The following is a 15,265-nucleotide window of genomic DNA, read 5'->3' as shown; positions in this document are numbered from 1 at the left end:
AAAACGTACTTTACTTGCCTTATACGGAACAGGGCGAAGCCCATTGGTTCGCTCAAGATGATTTGGAAATTTCATGATTAATAATTTGTTACGCAAGGTTGTTGGCTCCAAGAACGACCGTGAAGTAAAGCGCATGCACAAAAACGTTCGCAGTGTGAACGTGCTCGAAGCTGAGCATGAAGGATTAAGCGACGCTGAATTACAAGGTAAGACAGCGGAGCTGCGTTTGCGCCTGGAAAATGGCGAGACGCTGGATAGTTTGTTGCCTTCTGCGTTTGCGATTGTGCGAGAGGCCAGCAAGCGCGTCATGGGTATGCGGCATTTTGATGTACAGATGGTGGGGGGCATGACCCTGCACCGTGGTCGTATTGCTGAAATGAAAACCGGCGAAGGTAAAACGCTGGTAGCGACACTGGCCGTTTATCTCAATGCACTGCCTGCAAAGGGCGTACACGTTGTCACCGTCAATGACTACCTTGCCCGCCGTGATGCCGAGTGGATGCGCCCGCTGTATGAGTTTTTAGGGCTTTCTGTTGGGGTTATCTTTTCCGGTCAAACCGGGGAGGAGAAACGCCATGCATATCGGTGTGATATTACCTACGGTACCAATAACGAATTTGGCTTTGACTACTTGCGCGACAACATGGCGTTCTCTTTGGAGGATAAGGTGCAGCGTGGCCTGCACTATGCCATTGTCGATGAGGTGGATTCTATCCTGATTGATGAGGCGCGTACGCCGCTGATCATATCAGGTGCGGTGGATGAAAATACCAATCTTTATAACGTCGTTAATCAGCTTGCCCAGCAGTTGGAAGAGGGTGAGGTCTCGGAAGATGACGACCAGCCTGCAACCGGCGATTTTGTACTGGAGGAGAAGCAAAAGCAGGTTGAGCTGACCGAGCAGGGGCATAACAGGGTTGAAGAGTTGATGCAGGCGGAAGGCCTTCTTAAAGAGGGTGAATCACTTTACGCCGCTCAAAACCTGAATTTACTTCAGCACATGCATTCTGCGCTCCGGGCACGCCATCTCTACAATAAGGATGTTGATTATATCGTAGTGGAAGACCAAGTGGTCATCGTTGATGAGCATACTGGACGGACGATGCCTGGCCGACGTTGGTCGGAAGGGCTTCACCAGGCTGTTGAAGCCAAGGAAGGGGTCACCGTTCAGCGCGAGAGCCAGACGCTGGCATCCACCACCTTCCAGAACTATTTCCGCTTGTATGAAAAACTGGCAGGCATGACCGGCACTGCTGATACGGAAGCCTTTGAGTTCCGTCAGATTTATGGGCTTGATGTTATCGTCATTCCCACCAATCGCCCGTTAGCCCGTAAAGACCTTAACGACCTGGTCTACCTTAGCTCCGAGGAGAAGTACGAGGCGATTATTAAGGACGTTCAGGCCGAAACAGAGGCAGGCCGCCCGGTGTTGGTAGGTACGGCGTCCATCGAGACGTCTGAGTACCTGGCGCACTTAATGCGCGAAGCGGGGCTGAAGTTCAATGTCCTGAATGCCAAGCAGCACCAGAGTGAAGCTGAGATTATTGCTCAGGCAGGGCGTCCTGGCGCGATCACTATTGCCACCAACATGGCCGGTCGAGGTACCGATATTATGTTGGGGGGCAACTGGGAGGCTGACGTTGCCAAGCTGCAAAACCCAAGTCAGGCGCAGATTGATGCATTAAAAGCCGAGTGGAAGCAGCGTCACGATGGTGTGCTGGAAGCCGGTGGCCTGCACGTTATTGGTTCGGAACGCCATGAGTCTCGGCGCATTGATAACCAGTTGCGTGGGCGTTCTGGCCGTCAGGGCGATCCAGGTTCAACGCGGTTCTTCCTGTCGTTGGAAGATAGTCTGATGCGGCTATTTGGTTCTGACCGCGTTAAGCGTCTCATGCAGGCATTGGGCCTGGAGCGCGGCGAAGCCATTGAGCACAAAATGGTATCTAACGCCGTTGAGCGTGCCCAGAAAAAAGTGGAAGGGCGTAACTTCGATATTCGTAAGCAGTTGCTTGAATATGATGACGTGGCAAACGACCAACGCCGGGTTATTTACGAGCAGCGCAATGAGGTTCTGGCCTCTGATGACATTTCAGAAGCTGTCGTGGGTATTCGTGAAGAAGTCATGGAAGACACTATTAACGACTTCGTTCCGCCGCAGAGTTTAGCCGAGCAGTGGGATCTGGCTGGGCTTGAAATGCACCTTAAGACAGAATTCAACCTGGATGCCCCGGTGGTCCAGTGGGCCGCTGATGATGAGCGCTTTAGCGAAGAGAAGCTGCGTGAGCGTCTGCAAGACATGCACCGTGACGCTTATGCGGCCAAGGTGGATGCCGCAGGCGCGACCCTGATTCGTCGTTTTGAGAAGCAGGTCATGCTTCAGGTTCTGGATACGCGTTGGAAAGAGCACTTGCAGTCCATGGATCACCTGCGTCGGGGCATCCATTTACGCGGCTACGCACAAAAGAACCCCAAGCAAGAGTACAAGCGTGAATCGTTTGAATTGTTCCAGCACCTGCTGACCAATATTAAAGCGGATGTCACCCGTATTCTGAGCCATGTTCAGGTACGTCAGCCTGAAGAAGTTGATGCGCTGGAGCAAAAGCGGCGTGAAGAGCTGGCCCGCGAAAAAGCCGCGGCCGCGAATCGTCACGATGATGCTTCTTCCAGTGAAAGCGGATTAAGCGGTGAAAACAGTGATGTAGAAAGCACTGAACAGGACGCACGCCCTGTCCGTCGCGAAGGGCCGAAAGTTGGCCGAAACGACCCGTGTGTGTGTGGTTCAGGTAAGAAGTACAAGCAGTGCTGCGGCAAATTAAGCTAATCAGAAGCGGTCTGGATTTAGGTAGAGGAGACGATCATGGCGGTGGGAAATAGTCCCTTTCCGGTGATGCCCCCCTTGGCTGGGGTGCGCTTGGGAAGTGCAATGGCGGGTATTAAAAAGCCGGGTCGTCGTGACATGGTAGTTATTGAGCTACCCGCCTCGGCAACCGTGTCTGGTGTGTTCACGCGAAATGCCTTCTGCGCTGCCCCGGTGTCGGTTGCCAAGGCGCATATTGAGCGTTGCCGCGAGCAGGGCCAAGCACCGTGTTACTGGCTAATTAATACCGGTAATGCGAATGCGGGCACTGGCAAGCAGGGGCTTCATGATGCCTACGCCAGCTGTAAAGCGGTAGCAGAGCAAGCTGGCGTTGCCGAGCATCAGGTACTGCCTTTCTCAACGGGGGTTATAGGTGAACCACTTCCCATGGAGCGCCTTTTAGCCGGTATCACGCCAGCGCTTGCGTCAGGTGCTGACAATAGTCAGGCGTGGCAAAATGCCGGTGAAGGGATTTTAACCACCGACACCCGAGCCAAAGGCGCCAGCGTTACCGCGAAGGTTAGTGACGGGTCAGTTACTATCAATGGCATCACTAAAGGCTCAGGTATGATTAAACCCAACATGGCGACCATGTTGGGCTTTGTCGTCACGGATGCTGCTATTGAACAGTCATTGCTGGATCGCTTGTTACGCGAGACGGTGGATGCCTCGTTTAACTGCATTACCGTGGATAGCGACACTTCAACCAATGATGCGTGCATGTTGGCAGCGACAGGCACGGGAGCGGCGATTGAAGACGACGAGGATATCGCTGTCTTCCGTGATGCATTGCAGCAGGTAATGACGAGCTTGGCTCAGGCGATCATCCGTGATGGTGAGGGCGCGACAAAGTTTGTGACGCTCCAGGTTGATGGCGCAGAAAGTCGTCAGGAAGCGCTGGATGTCGCATTTACCGTCGCCCACTCACCTTTAGTGAAAACAGCGCTTTACGCCTCTGATGCTAACTGGGGGCGTATCCTGGCCGCAGTAGGTCGAGCGCCTGTGGCTGATTTTGACGTGGACCGCATTGTCATTGACCTGGCAGATGTTCGCTTGGTTGAAGAAGGTGGTCGTGCGGCTGGGTATACGGAAGCCGCAGGCAGTGCCGTCATGGCGCAAGACGAAATTACGATTCGCATCAGTTTAGGGCGCGGTCAGGAGAGTGCCACCGTATGGACCTCTGATCTTTCCCATGACTATGTGTCGATCAACGCAGACTATCGTAGCTAGTTAGCCAGTCACCGACTGGGTTTGGCAGTCATAAAGGGCTCACGCAGCGAGTAAGCGCCGGCACTGATCCGCCGGTGCGCACACAGTGGATAAAGACGTAATGAATGTAATGGTAAAACGACGAGTTCATGTTGCGGCAGCAGCCATCATTAGTGCCGATCAGAAGCAAGTGCTGATTGCACGTCGGCCCTCGAATGTCGATCAGGGTGGCTTGTGGGAGTTTCCGGGTGGGAAGCTCGCGCCTTATGAAACAGGACTTGAGGGCCTTAAGCGTGAGCTGCACGAAGAGCTTGGTGTTGAGATTGTGCGTGCGCAGCCCTTGATCCGTGTGCATCACGAATATCCTGACAAGCATATTTTGTTAGATGTTTGGCAGGTTCATGAGTTTGCTGGCGAGCCCTTTGGTCGCGAAGGCCAAGCCGTGCGTTGGGTGCCGATGGAGGAGTTGGCTAATTATCCGTTCCCGGCGGCCAACCTGCCGATCCTGCGTGCTGTGATGTTGCCCACTGAATATCTGATTACAAAAGAAGAGGCTGACGAGGCGCGTTTTGATACGCTCCTGGAGCGGGCCTTGAAAGAAGACAACGTTCGCTTGGTGCAGCTGCGTGCCAAGCAGCTTGATGAAGCCGCTTATCTTAAGCGCGCTGAACGCGCCTTGCGCATGTGTCATGAGTATGGCGCCAAGCTTCTACTCAACGGCGAGCCTGCGCTGCTTGAACATGTGGATGCCGATGGTATTCATTTAACCAGCGAGCGCTTGATGCAGCTGGATCGACGTCCGATTGCCGAGCAAAAGTGGCTCTCTGCCTCGACACATGACCAAACTCAGCTCTCCAAAGCGGCGCTGCTGGGGTGTGATTTTGTGACGCTGTCACCGCTTCGCACTACGCCTTCACATCCGGAAGTAGCGCCGATGGGCTGGCATGATTTTCAACAACTGGTTGAGCGTGCCGGAATGCCGGTCTTTGCGCTGGGTGGAATGACACGCTTCGATGCCAATCACGCCCGCGCCGTAGGCGCCCAAGGCATCGCTTCGATTCGCGATTTCTGGAAGTAAGAAGTTTGTTACTACTGACGTAATGGCGTAAGTCAGCGCTGAGGTACGTACAGAAATAGGTGCTAGAAAAAACGCCTGCCAGATGATTTTGGCAGGCGTTTTTCGTCAAAGACCGCTACGTTAAACAGTGGTCTATAGGGCGATAACGCCTAGTCGCGAAAGCGGCGGGTTAGATCGCTATAGGCATCGATACGGCGGTCACGCAGGTAAGGCCAGATACGGCGAGTATTTTCGCAGCGCGCCATATCAATGGTCACAACCAGTTGTTCAGCTTCTTCACCGGCATGGGCAAGTAGCTCGCCCTGAGGCCCACAAATAAAGCTGCCTCCCCAAAACTGAATGCCATCGCCCACGCCTGAATGATCGGTTTCAAACCCCACGCGATTGGCAACAATCACCGGTAAGCCATTGGCGACGCCATGCGAGCGTTGGATTAACGTCCAGGCATCTTTTTGGCGGGTTTGTTCCGCAATATCATCGTTAGGATCCCAGCCAATCGCCGTGGGGTAGAGCAGCAAGTCTGCTCCGGCCAAGGTCATCAGGCGAGCCGCTTCCGGGTACCACTGATCCCAGCACACCAGTACGCCCAAACGGCCAAGCGAAGTATCAATCGGTGTAAAACCTTCTGCACGGCTCGCATCGTGGTCACCAGGGGTGAAGTAAAACTTCTCATAAAAGCCTGGGTCATCAGGGATGTGCATTTTCCGATACTGACCCACCCGGCCTTTATCTCGGTCGTATACCACCGCCGTGTTGTGATAAAGCCCTGGTGCGCGCCGCTCAAACAGCGAGCCGACCAGCACGATATCCAATTCGCGAGCAAGTGCGGCCAGGTGCTGACCGGTCGGACCATCCAGCGGTTCGGCCAGGTCGAACAGGGCCGGATCTTCATACTGGCAGAAGTAGTGGGTAGCATGCAGCTCTTGCAGCATGACAAGCTGAGCGCCACGTTTTACGGCATCACGAATGCCCGCTTCACTGGCTGCCAGGCTCTGCGCTTTATCGGGCCAGGCAAACTGTTGCACTACGCCAACCGTTAGGTCAGAGGTCACCTTGATAGACATCCTGGCTCCTTACTGATGAAAAGAGGTGGTGAGCGTGCCCTTGGGCAACTGCATGGTCAGGCAGTGTAAGCTGCCATGTTGACGAATAACGCTCGAGCACTCAATGGGAATGAGCGCATGGTTGGGGAACGCTTCGGCCAGCGCACTGAGTGCTAACGCATCAGCCGGGTCGCCGTAGGTTGGCACCAGTACTGCTTCATTAATAATCAAAAAGTTGGCATAAGTAGCTGGCAGCCGATGGCCGTCTTCAGGGTCAAAGCATGCTTGTGGCCAAGGCAGCGGGACAAGCTGGTAGGGCTCGCCGTTGCGTTGTCGAAATGCCTTTAACTCTTGTTCCATGGTGTGTAGGGCTGTGTAGTGCGGGTCTTGTGGGTCATCACAGCGCACATAAGCAATGGTCGATGGGTTACAGAATCGCGCCAAAGTATCAACGTGGCTGTCGGTATCATCACCTTCCAGATGCCCATTGGTTAACCAAAGCACCCGGTCGACGCCGAAATCATCGCCTATCAAGGCTTCAACGTCCTGGCGTGTTAAATGCGGGTTGCGATTAGGATTGAGCAAGCAGGCTTCGGTCGTCAGCAGCGTGCCCGCGCCATCGGTTTCGATAGCCCCGCCTTCCAATACCATATCGCGTGAAGCCACTGGGCATGCCCAGACGCCTGCATCGGCTAACGCCTGCGTCAGCCGATTATCGTTGCTGGCAGGGAATTTTCCGCCCCAGCCGGTGAAGGTGTAATCCAACAGTAGCGGCTGGCCTCCATCATCAACAACGCTAATCGGGCCGTGGTCACGCGCCCAGGTATCATCGGTAGGCGCTACGATCAGCAATAGCTTATGAGCAGGCACACCATAGGCATCGAACGTTTTGCGTACGCGGTCACAGGTGGCTTGATCTGGCATGCTGATCACTACCTGCTGGTAACGAACGGTTGCCAGCACGATGCGCTCAAGCGTTGCTTCTATACGCGATAGAAGCGATGCCCAATCGCCATCAGGGCGTGGCCAGGTCAGCTGTAGACCATCCTGGGGGTGCCATTCCGGCAGCAAGCGATATGTCATATTGGCCAAGGTTAGGAAGTCTCTTGGTAACGTTATTTGAAGTAAAGCGCTCACCGATTTAGCCAGCGCAAATGGGCGCAATGTAGGGCGTCGTCGAAGAACTTGCAAGCGTTACGTGGTTTCAGGGAACGGGCCTGGGGTCTGTTACTCTAATGCCCGTTTGCACATGCAGTATGGCTAAAAAAACCGTACCATGAGCGCTTATTAATAAGGAATGACGCCATGCTTGATCGTTTGCCTTTTCTGGTGGGGCTGCGCTACGTGCGCGCCAAACGCCGGAACCACTTTATTTCTTTTATTTCACTAACATCGATGCTGGGCCTAATGCTGGGTGTGGCGGTACTCATCCTGGTGTTATCGGTTATGAATGGTTTTGACCATGAGCTGCGTACTCGTATTTTAGGAATGGTGCCGCACACTAAAATTGAAGCAACCGATGGCCTGGTGGAGTGGGAGGCGCTGGCAGACCGATTGACGCAGCGTGAGCACGTGATGGGGGCTGCACCGTATGTTGAGCAGCAGGGCATGTTTTCCGCGGGTGGCCGCAACCAGGGAGCCATGGTCAACGGTATTGATCCCGATTGGGAAGACCAGGTCTCGATTATTGGTCAGCATATGCGCCAAGGCACGTTGGCTGAATTAGTGCCAGATGAGTGGAATGTGGTGCTTGGCTCTATGCTTGCTCGTCAGCTGGGGGTGGGTGTAGGCGATCGAGTGACGCTGCTGGTGCCGGAAGCTTCTATCACCCCTGCGGGTGTCTTCCCGCGGTTAAAGCGCTTTACCGTTAGCGGTATTTTCAGCGTGGGCGCCGATTTGGACGCCAATCTCGCTTACGCCAATATCGAAGATATGAAAACCCTCGCGCGCCTTGGCGACGCGGTAGGTGGTTTGCGCCTTGAGCTTGATGATCTGTTTATTGCGGGCAGCGAGACCCAGGCCATTGTGAACGACTTGGGACCAGGCTACCGCGGCAACGATTGGACGTACTCGCATGGCAACCTTTTCCAGGCCATTCAGATGGAAAAGCGCATGATTGCACTGCTACTAACGGTGATCATTGCCGTTGCGGCGTTCAATATTGTTTCTACTCTGGTCATGGTGGTCACCGACAAGCGTGCCGATATCGCTATTTTGCGTACCATTGGTGCTACGCCACGCTCGATCATGGGCATCTTTATCGTACAAGGCATGGCCATTGGCTTGATTGGTATTGCGATTGGCGTTGCTGTGGGCATACTGCTGGCGCTGACAGTATCTGATCTGATCGGTTGGTTTGAAGCGGCCTTTGGGATTAAATTTCTGGATGCAGGCGTTTACTTTATCAGCGATTTGCCGTCCCAGCTTAGGTGGAATGACGTGCGCAATATTGTGTTGGCGGCCTTCGGTCTAACGTTTTTGTCCACGCTGTACCCAGCCTGGCGCGCTGCTCGCGTTCAACCGGCGGATGTTCTGCGCTATGAATAAGGATGCTTCCATGTCTACTACTGGGCCGTTAACGTCTATGCAGTCAACTTCCACGCCGTCCAACGCTACGCCAGCCGCAGCAGGGGGAGCGAACGAGCCGCCTGTTATGTTGGATTGCCAGGAGTTAACGCGGGTATATAGCGAAGGACCACAAGACCTGACCGTGCTTGATAAGCTTGAACTTTCCGTTCGTGCGGGCGAGCGGGTGGCGATAGTGGGTAGCTCTGGGTCGGGTAAAACCACGCTTTTAAACTTGCTGGGCGGTCTGGATCGCCCAAGCGATGGTCGGGTGGTGATCGCTGGTGAGCCACTTTCCAACTTAAACGAAGCGGCCTTGGGGACGTTTCGTAATCGCTACATTGGGTTTGTTTACCAGTTTCACCATTTGCTGGCAGAATTTACCGCCGTTGAGAATGCAGCGTTACCGTTAATTATCCGCGGTCAGTCGAAAAAAACCGCTGAAAAGCGCGCTATGCAGATTCTTGAGCGTGTAGGGATGAAGGCGCGGGCTGATCATAAGCCTGGCGAGCTTTCCGGTGGTGAGCGCCAGCGGGTCGCCATTGCGCGTGCCTTGGTAACAGACCCAAGCCTGGTGCTAATGGATGAGCCTACCGGTAACCTGGATCAAACGACGGCAGCCACGATTCTAGCCCTGATGGATGAGTTGGCCAAAGAGAGCGCGTGTGCGTTTGTTATCGTGACGCATGACGTGGGGCTGGCTGCACATCAGGACAGGGTGCTTAAACTGGACGCGGGCAAGTTGGTTGAGCAGCCTCGCATGCCTTAATCATCGAACTCGGATTCGATACATGCCCGACGCCGCTGCCTGTTTAGGCGGCGGCGTTTCCAATTATGGGAGACATGCCAGCGCCAAATAAGGCGAATGCCGATATTGGCGGCCACTGCTAGCACAATAGCCGTAATAAATGAGCCAACAATCAGTGGCGGTACAATATCGTGCATTTGTTCGGCAATCCAGCGCGTTGAAATACGCGTAGGTGCTTCACGTGCCGGGGCTCCAAGCATATATGTGCCAATTCGATAGTTAAAATAAAAAATCAGCGGCATGGTGAGTGGGTTGGTAATCCAGACAAGGCCTACCGAAAGTGCTAAATTACAACGGCTTAGGCGAGCACCCACGGCAGCGACTACCATTTGAAATGGAATCGGTAGCATGGCGCAAAACAAGCCAACGCTAAAGGCGTTGGCAACGCTTCGCCGAGTTAAAAGCCACAGCCCGGGGTCGGCAATTAGCGGTGCTATAAAGCGTAGCGACCGCTGTCGCCGTAGCGTGTCGGGTCTGGGCATGTAGCGCTGCAGGAACCGGCGCGGCATGTCAGGTACTCTTGCCTATTAGTGCACCCTATTATCCATATCGCGTAGCGCTTCGGCTATGCCAAGTAGATGAAGTTCTTAAGCCAAGGAGAGTCGTATGCCGTTTGGCATGGCGATACCGGCAGCGCTAGCGGCACTGTTAGGGGCAGTAATCGCGGGATTAAGCGGTATAACGGGGGCAATGAACCCCTTTGTTGGCGTTAGCTTATTGGGCGTGCTGCTACTGATGGCCTGGCGCGCCAAGGCGGCTTTCTGGCTATTGCTGGGTGGCTGGGTAGTGGTTGGCATTCATCAGGAGTGGGGCAGTCGCTTGCCCGAGGGTCTCAACGGCGAAGATGTCGTTGTGGAAGCAAGGGTGCTGAGCGTAACCCCGTTGGGTGATGCACAGCGGTTACTGTTAGCGGTAAAAACCTGTGAAGGACCTACTCATCACCCCGCTTGCGATACGCTTAACAAGGTCCGTGTAACGGCGTATAACGCGCCGACTTACTATGCGGGAGAGCAGTGGCGAATGACGCTACGTCTGCGCCCGCCTCGCGGATTTGCCAACCCTGGCACGTTTGATTTTGAACAGTGGCTCTGGCGAGAAGGCATTCATGCAACGGGGTATGTACGCCAGGAGCCAGCGCCGACGCAATTGGCCACGGCTGGGTTTTCTGTACGAAAGCTGGCGCTTGATGTGTTGGAGAGACAGCCACTTGGTGAACGAACGCGCCGCTGGCTCGCAGCCTTAACGCTGGGGGAGGGCAGCCAGCTAACCCAAGAGGACTGGTCGCTACTCAATGCCACGGGCACGACGCATCTGGTGGTTATTTCAGGCTTGCATGTGGGACTGGTGGCCGGGTTTGCGCTATTGCTGGCAAAGCTCATCGCACGGCTAACAACGCTTTTGAACTGGCGAATGCGCGTGTGGCCCTGGTGGGTGGCCGCGCTGGTCACCATCGGTTATGCCTATCTGGCCGGTATGGAACCGCCCGCCATGCGCGCCATGGTCATGACGCTGGTAGGGCTGTGGGTGCTCAGTGGTCGACACTCCCCAGCCACTTGGCAGGCCTGGTGGCTGGCACTTGCCATTATTCTGCTGCTTGATCCGCTCTCTTTATGGCGCCCCGGGCTCTGGCTATCGTTTGTGGCTGTTGCCTGGTTGATCATTATTTGGCAAGGGCGCACGCGTCCAAAAGGGGTTAAAGGCTGGTGCTGGGCGTTGCTGCGTTCCCAGCTGTTACTGGCCCCGCTAATGGCCGCCGCCGTTCTGATCGCATTTGGACGTATGGCGCCGGGCGCGCCCATTATTAATATAATCGCCGTGCCCTGGGTAAGTTCAATCATGGTGCCGTTGGCGCTGCTGGGCTGGATATTTTCGCCTCTGCCGTGGCTGGGCACGGGCATGTGGTGGTTGTTTGAGCAAGCGCTGTCGGTTTTTTACGTTTTTCTGACCGTTACGTCAGAACGATGGCCGCTGTGGGAACCTGATCATGCGCTAGTGTACCCATTAAGCGGCGCTCTTCTTTTGTTGGCCTTATGCTGGGGGCTGCCAGGCGTGGTGTCCTGGTTGAAAGTGGGGGCTACGTGCCTGGTGGTATCGCTTGCCTGGTGGCTTCCGCTGGAGCAAATACCTAAAGGCACGTTGCGTGTAACGGTGCATGATGTGGGCCAAGGTCAGCTTATCGAGCTACGCAGCCAGCAGTACCGGCTTTTATACGATACTGGGCCACGTTTTCAGGCAGGCTTTATGCCTCTGCAAACATTGTGGTCGCCAGGCCAGCGTTTTGATGAGGTGATAGTTAGCCATGCCGACAGTGACCATGCAGGCGGTATAGGCGCGCTACTGGAGAGCCATGCAGTCACGCACTGGCGTGCGCCTCTAGGTGAAGCTCTACCGGTAACGGCCACCCCATGCGAACGTGGCCAGCAGTGGCAGCGCGATGGAATCACGTATCGGTTTTTATGGCCGCCTGCCGGGTCCAATGATTACTCGGCCAATGACCGCTCCTGCGTGCTGGAAGTCAGCGCGGGAGAGCATCAGTTATTAATTACCGGGGATGTCAGCCGTGATATAGAGCGGCGTTTTCTAAAAGATATTGATGTGCCGCTCAGCGTATTGGTCGCCGGACATCACGGTAGCCGCACAAGTTCAGGTGTTCAGTTTGTCCAACATACAACGCCTTTGCATGTGATCTTTAGTGCAGGTCGCAATAATGCTTTCCAGCATCCGGTCGATGATGTGGTACGCCGCTTCCGAGCGTATAAGAGCTGCCTGTGGAGTACCGGGCACGATGGGGCACTGCGGTTTTGGCTTCAAAAAGATCATCCTGTGTCTATTACACCAATGCGTTGGCCATCCGGCAGTGTTCAACATGGTGGCGTTAAGCGGTGTCGATGCGCCTCGCCATAAGGTAGAATCCAGCGCATTGCACACTATTGCCAGGAGCGCGTGTGACCGATTCAAGTTGGGTTATTTATAAACGGCTACTTAGCTACGTAAAACCACACTGGCAAGCATTTGGCTTGGCCGCTGTTGGGTTTGTGGTATATGCCGCATCAAGTACGGCACTTGCTGAGATGATGAAGCGGTTAATCGATGGTATCCAAAATCCCGATGCTGCTTTTCGGCTGTTTCTTCCGCTGTTTGTTATTTTGATGTTTGCTTCGCGTGGTGTAGGCACTTTTCTAAGTACCTACTATATGGCGTATGTAGGACGCTATGTGATCCACACGCTGCGCTGCGACGTTTTTGCCCACATGCTGCATCTGCCTGGACGGTTTTTTGACCAGCACTCAAGCGGTCACCTTGTTTCGCGCGTGACCTACCATGTAGAGCAAGTGGCGGGCGCTGCAACGAACGCTGTCACCGTTATTTTGCGTGAAGGCCTGTTTGTTGTGGGGTTGGTGGGTTATTTGTTTTGGACGAACTGGATGCTAACCCTACTGTTTTTAGGGGTTACCCCTATTATTGGCGTGGTGGTGAGCTATGTCAGCAAGCGCTTTCGGCGTATTTCCAAACGCATACAAAGCTCGATGGGTGATGTCACTCATGTCGCTTCCGAAGGCTTGTCAGGCTACCGCGTTGTGCGCACCTACGGCGCTGAGGATTATGAAAAGCAACGGTTTGCACGGGTAAGCGAAGAGAACCGTAAACAGAGTATGAAAGAAGCAATGACGCGGGCGATAAGCTCCCCGGTTATTCTTATGCTGGTAGCGATATCCATGGCGCTGCTGGTGTGGCTGGCCATGGCGCCGGCGATAATGGCCGATATGACGCCAGGTGAGTTTGTTGCGTTTATTACCGCAGCGGCCTTGATGATCAAGCCGGTACGTCAGCTCACTGAAATTAACAGTGAAATTCAAAAAGGGCTTGCCGCCGCTTCAGAGCTCTTTGGGTTGATGGATACAGCACCGGAACAAGACACCGGTCAGCGTGTGCCCAAGCGTCTAACGGGCGAGCTGATGCTCGAAAATATTGGTTTTCGCTATGCCGACGACCAGCCAAGCGTGCTGCATGACATCAATTTGCACGTCTCGCCAGGTGAGATGGTGGCGATTGTGGGTCGCTCAGGTAGCGGAAAATCAACCCTCGTTAGCCTATTACCACGCTTTTATCGCCTTAATGAAGGGCGCATCTTAATCGACGGTGTGGATATTAATGAGTATGCGTTAGGCCCATTGCGCCAGCAGATTGGTTTGGTCACACAGCAAGTGACGCTCTTTAACGCCACGGTGGCCGATAATATTGCTTATGGCACGGAGAATCCTGATCGTCAGGCAGTTGAAGCTGCCGCCAAGGCGGCGTATGCCAGCGAATTTATCGATAAGCTGCCACAAGGTTATGAAACGGTAGTGGGTGAAAACGGGGTCATGCTATCGGGTGGGCAACGTCAGCGCCTGGCGATCGCCCGGGCGATTTTTAAAGATAGCCCGATATTGATTTTGGACGAGGCAACCTCCGCTCTGGATACCGAGTCTGAGCGTTATATTCAAAAAGCGCTGGAACACGTCTGCCAGGGACGCACGACACTCGTTATCGCCCATCGTCTGTCAACGATTGAGCGTGCAGATCGAATTCTGGTGATGGACCAGGGGCGTATTATTGAGCAAGGAGCACACCGAGAGCTTCTGGACAAAGGTGGTGCCTACTCTGCGCTGTATCAACTTCAGTTTCAGGAAGCATAATGACGCTAGCTCAGCGCTGGCTTGAAGCGGGCTATCACAATAGCCCTTGGCTATTGCCGCTAAGGCCATTGGGCGCGCTTTATAAGCATGTCATGGCGCGTCGTGAAGCTGCGTACATGAATGGCCAAAAGGCCACATGGCGTGCGCCAGTGCCGGTCATCGTGGTGGGTAATATCACCCTGGGTGGAACCGGAAAATCGCCATTAGTGGCCTGGTTAAGCCGCTGGCTGGTCGCACAAGGTTGGACGCCGGGTATCATCACGCGTGGTTATGGCGGTAAAGCCGAGCACTACCCGCTCCAGGTAACGCCATCGACGGATCCCGCGCAAAGCGGTGACGAGCCGGTTATGTTGGCTCAGCAAACCTTGTTACCCGTGGTAGCAGACCCCAAGCGTGCGCGTGGCGCTCAAGCGTTGGTCGATCTCGGTTGCGATATTATTTTGAGTGACGACGGGCTGCAGCATCTGGCGCTTGAGCGAGACATTGAGATCGTGGTGATTGATGGGGCGCGAGGGTTGGGTAATCGTCGCTGCCTGCCTGCAGGGCCACTGCGTGAGTCGCCCGAACGTTTAGCGCGTGTAGATGCGGTGGTTGTTAATGGTGAAATAGTGAATGGTGAAATAGCGAAGGGAGACATGCGCCAATCACTTTCGGTGAGCGCCACTTCCATGCAGCTAATGCCGATAAGTTGGCGGCGCCTAAATGATGGCAAGCGCTTTCCGCTGACACCGCTACCTTTTAGCGAGCCGGTGTTTGGCGTGGCCGGTATCGGACACCCCGCGCGCTTTTTTACTACATTGCGTGATTTAGGCGTAAACGGTGAGATGCTGGCGTTGGCAGACCATCAGCGTTTTAGTGCGGATATATTTGCTCCGGCGAAACAGCGGCCCGTGGTCATGACCGCCAAAGATGCGGTGAAATGCATGGGAATTGCGCCACCCAATAGCTGGATATTAGAAGTGGAGGCAACGCTTCCATTAGAATTTGAACATTGGCTGGCAGCCAGGCTGTCAGCCCTGTCCTGAA

The 15,265-nt window shown here is 54.5% G+C and carries 11 protein-coding genes; 8 read left to right on the top strand and 3 right to left on the bottom strand.

Annotation, left to right across the window (positions count from 1 at the left end; genetic code table 11):
- Positions 1 to 73: 73 nt before the first annotated feature.
- The 3 genes from secA (at position 74) to ACT3R4_RS00585 (ending at position 5,144) form a co-directional block, all read left to right on the top strand.
- Positions 74 to 2,821 carry a preprotein translocase subunit SecA gene (gene secA, locus ACT3R4_RS00595; protein ID WP_441677051.1) on the top strand — a complete coding sequence of 916 codons (2,748 nt, stop codon included), beginning with the start codon at positions 74 to 76 and terminating at the stop codon, positions 2,819 to 2,821.
- 36 nt (positions 2,822 to 2,857) lie between these two features.
- On the top strand, positions 2,858 to 4,087 hold the full coding sequence (gene argJ, locus ACT3R4_RS00590; protein WP_441677052.1) for a bifunctional glutamate N-acetyltransferase/amino-acid acetyltransferase ArgJ: 1,230 nt from the start codon (positions 2,858 to 2,860) through the stop codon (positions 4,085 to 4,087).
- A gap of 109 nt (positions 4,088 to 4,196) precedes the next feature.
- Positions 4,197 to 5,144, top strand: a complete 948-nt coding sequence (locus ACT3R4_RS00585; protein ID WP_441677053.1) for a Nudix family hydrolase — start codon at positions 4,197 to 4,199, stop codon at positions 5,142 to 5,144.
- Positions 5,145 to 5,293: 149 nt separating this feature from the next.
- Here the strand turns inward: ACT3R4_RS00585 and ACT3R4_RS00580 are convergent, their stop codons facing one another.
- Positions 5,294 to 6,208: a carbon-nitrogen hydrolase gene (locus ACT3R4_RS00580; protein ID WP_441677054.1), complete on the bottom strand. Its 915-nt coding sequence runs from the start codon at positions 6,206 to 6,208 to the stop codon at positions 5,294 to 5,296.
- A gap of 9 nt (positions 6,209 to 6,217) precedes the next feature.
- Complete coding sequence (locus ACT3R4_RS00575; protein ID WP_441677131.1) at positions 6,218 to 7,270, bottom strand: agmatine deiminase family protein; 1,053 nt, start codon at positions 7,268 to 7,270, stop codon at positions 6,218 to 6,220.
- A 222-nt stretch (positions 7,271 to 7,492) separates the two neighbouring features.
- On the opposite strand from ACT3R4_RS00575, the gene ACT3R4_RS00570 reads away from it, so the two are divergent.
- Positions 7,493 to 8,734 carry a lipoprotein-releasing ABC transporter permease subunit gene (locus tag ACT3R4_RS00570; protein ID WP_441677055.1) on the top strand — a complete coding sequence of 414 codons (1,242 nt, stop codon included), beginning with the start codon at positions 7,493 to 7,495 and terminating at the stop codon, positions 8,732 to 8,734.
- A gap of 106 nt (positions 8,735 to 8,840) precedes the next feature.
- Positions 8,841 to 9,521 carry an ABC transporter ATP-binding protein gene (locus tag ACT3R4_RS00565; protein WP_172116755.1) on the top strand — a complete coding sequence of 227 codons (681 nt, stop codon included), beginning with the start codon at positions 8,841 to 8,843 and terminating at the stop codon, positions 9,519 to 9,521.
- Here the strand turns inward: ACT3R4_RS00565 and ACT3R4_RS00560 are convergent.
- Complete coding sequence (locus ACT3R4_RS00560) at positions 9,518 to 10,069, bottom strand: DUF2062 domain-containing protein (protein WP_441677056.1); 552 nt, start codon at positions 10,067 to 10,069, stop codon at positions 9,518 to 9,520. The two genes, ACT3R4_RS00565 and ACT3R4_RS00560, sit on opposite strands and share 4 nt — an antisense overlap.
- 97 nt (positions 10,070 to 10,166) lie before the next feature.
- On the opposite strand from ACT3R4_RS00560, the gene ACT3R4_RS00555 reads away from it, so the two are divergent.
- Genes ACT3R4_RS00555 through lpxK form a run of 3 tightly spaced genes read left to right on the top strand, consistent with a single transcriptional unit; the run spans position 10,167 to position 15,264 of the window.
- The gene (locus tag ACT3R4_RS00555; RefSeq protein WP_441677057.1) at positions 10,167 to 12,464 is read left to right on the top strand and encodes a DNA internalization-related competence protein ComEC/Rec2; all 2,298 of its coding nucleotides are present in this window, start codon (positions 10,167 to 10,169) and stop codon (positions 12,462 to 12,464) included.
- Between the two features lie 41 nt (positions 12,465 to 12,505).
- Positions 12,506 to 14,239, top strand: a complete 1,734-nt coding sequence (msbA, locus tag ACT3R4_RS00550; protein ID WP_441677058.1) for a lipid A export permease/ATP-binding protein MsbA — start codon at positions 12,506 to 12,508, stop codon at positions 14,237 to 14,239.
- The gene (gene lpxK, locus ACT3R4_RS00545) at positions 14,239 to 15,264 is read left to right on the top strand and encodes a tetraacyldisaccharide 4'-kinase (protein ID WP_441677059.1); all 1,026 of its coding nucleotides are present in this window, start codon (positions 14,239 to 14,241) and stop codon (positions 15,262 to 15,264) included. The genes msbA and lpxK overlap by 1 nt, the downstream gene beginning before the upstream one ends.
- The last annotated feature ends 1 nt before the right edge of the window (position 15,265 follow it).

Source organism: Halomonas sp. AOP7-E1-9 (genome assembly GCF_052376035.1).
Taxonomy (GTDB): Bacteria; Pseudomonadota; Gammaproteobacteria; order Pseudomonadales; family Halomonadaceae; genus Vreelandella; species Vreelandella citrativorans.
Note: the sequence above shows the minus strand (reverse complement) of the source record. Positions and strands in the feature narration are given on the sequence as shown.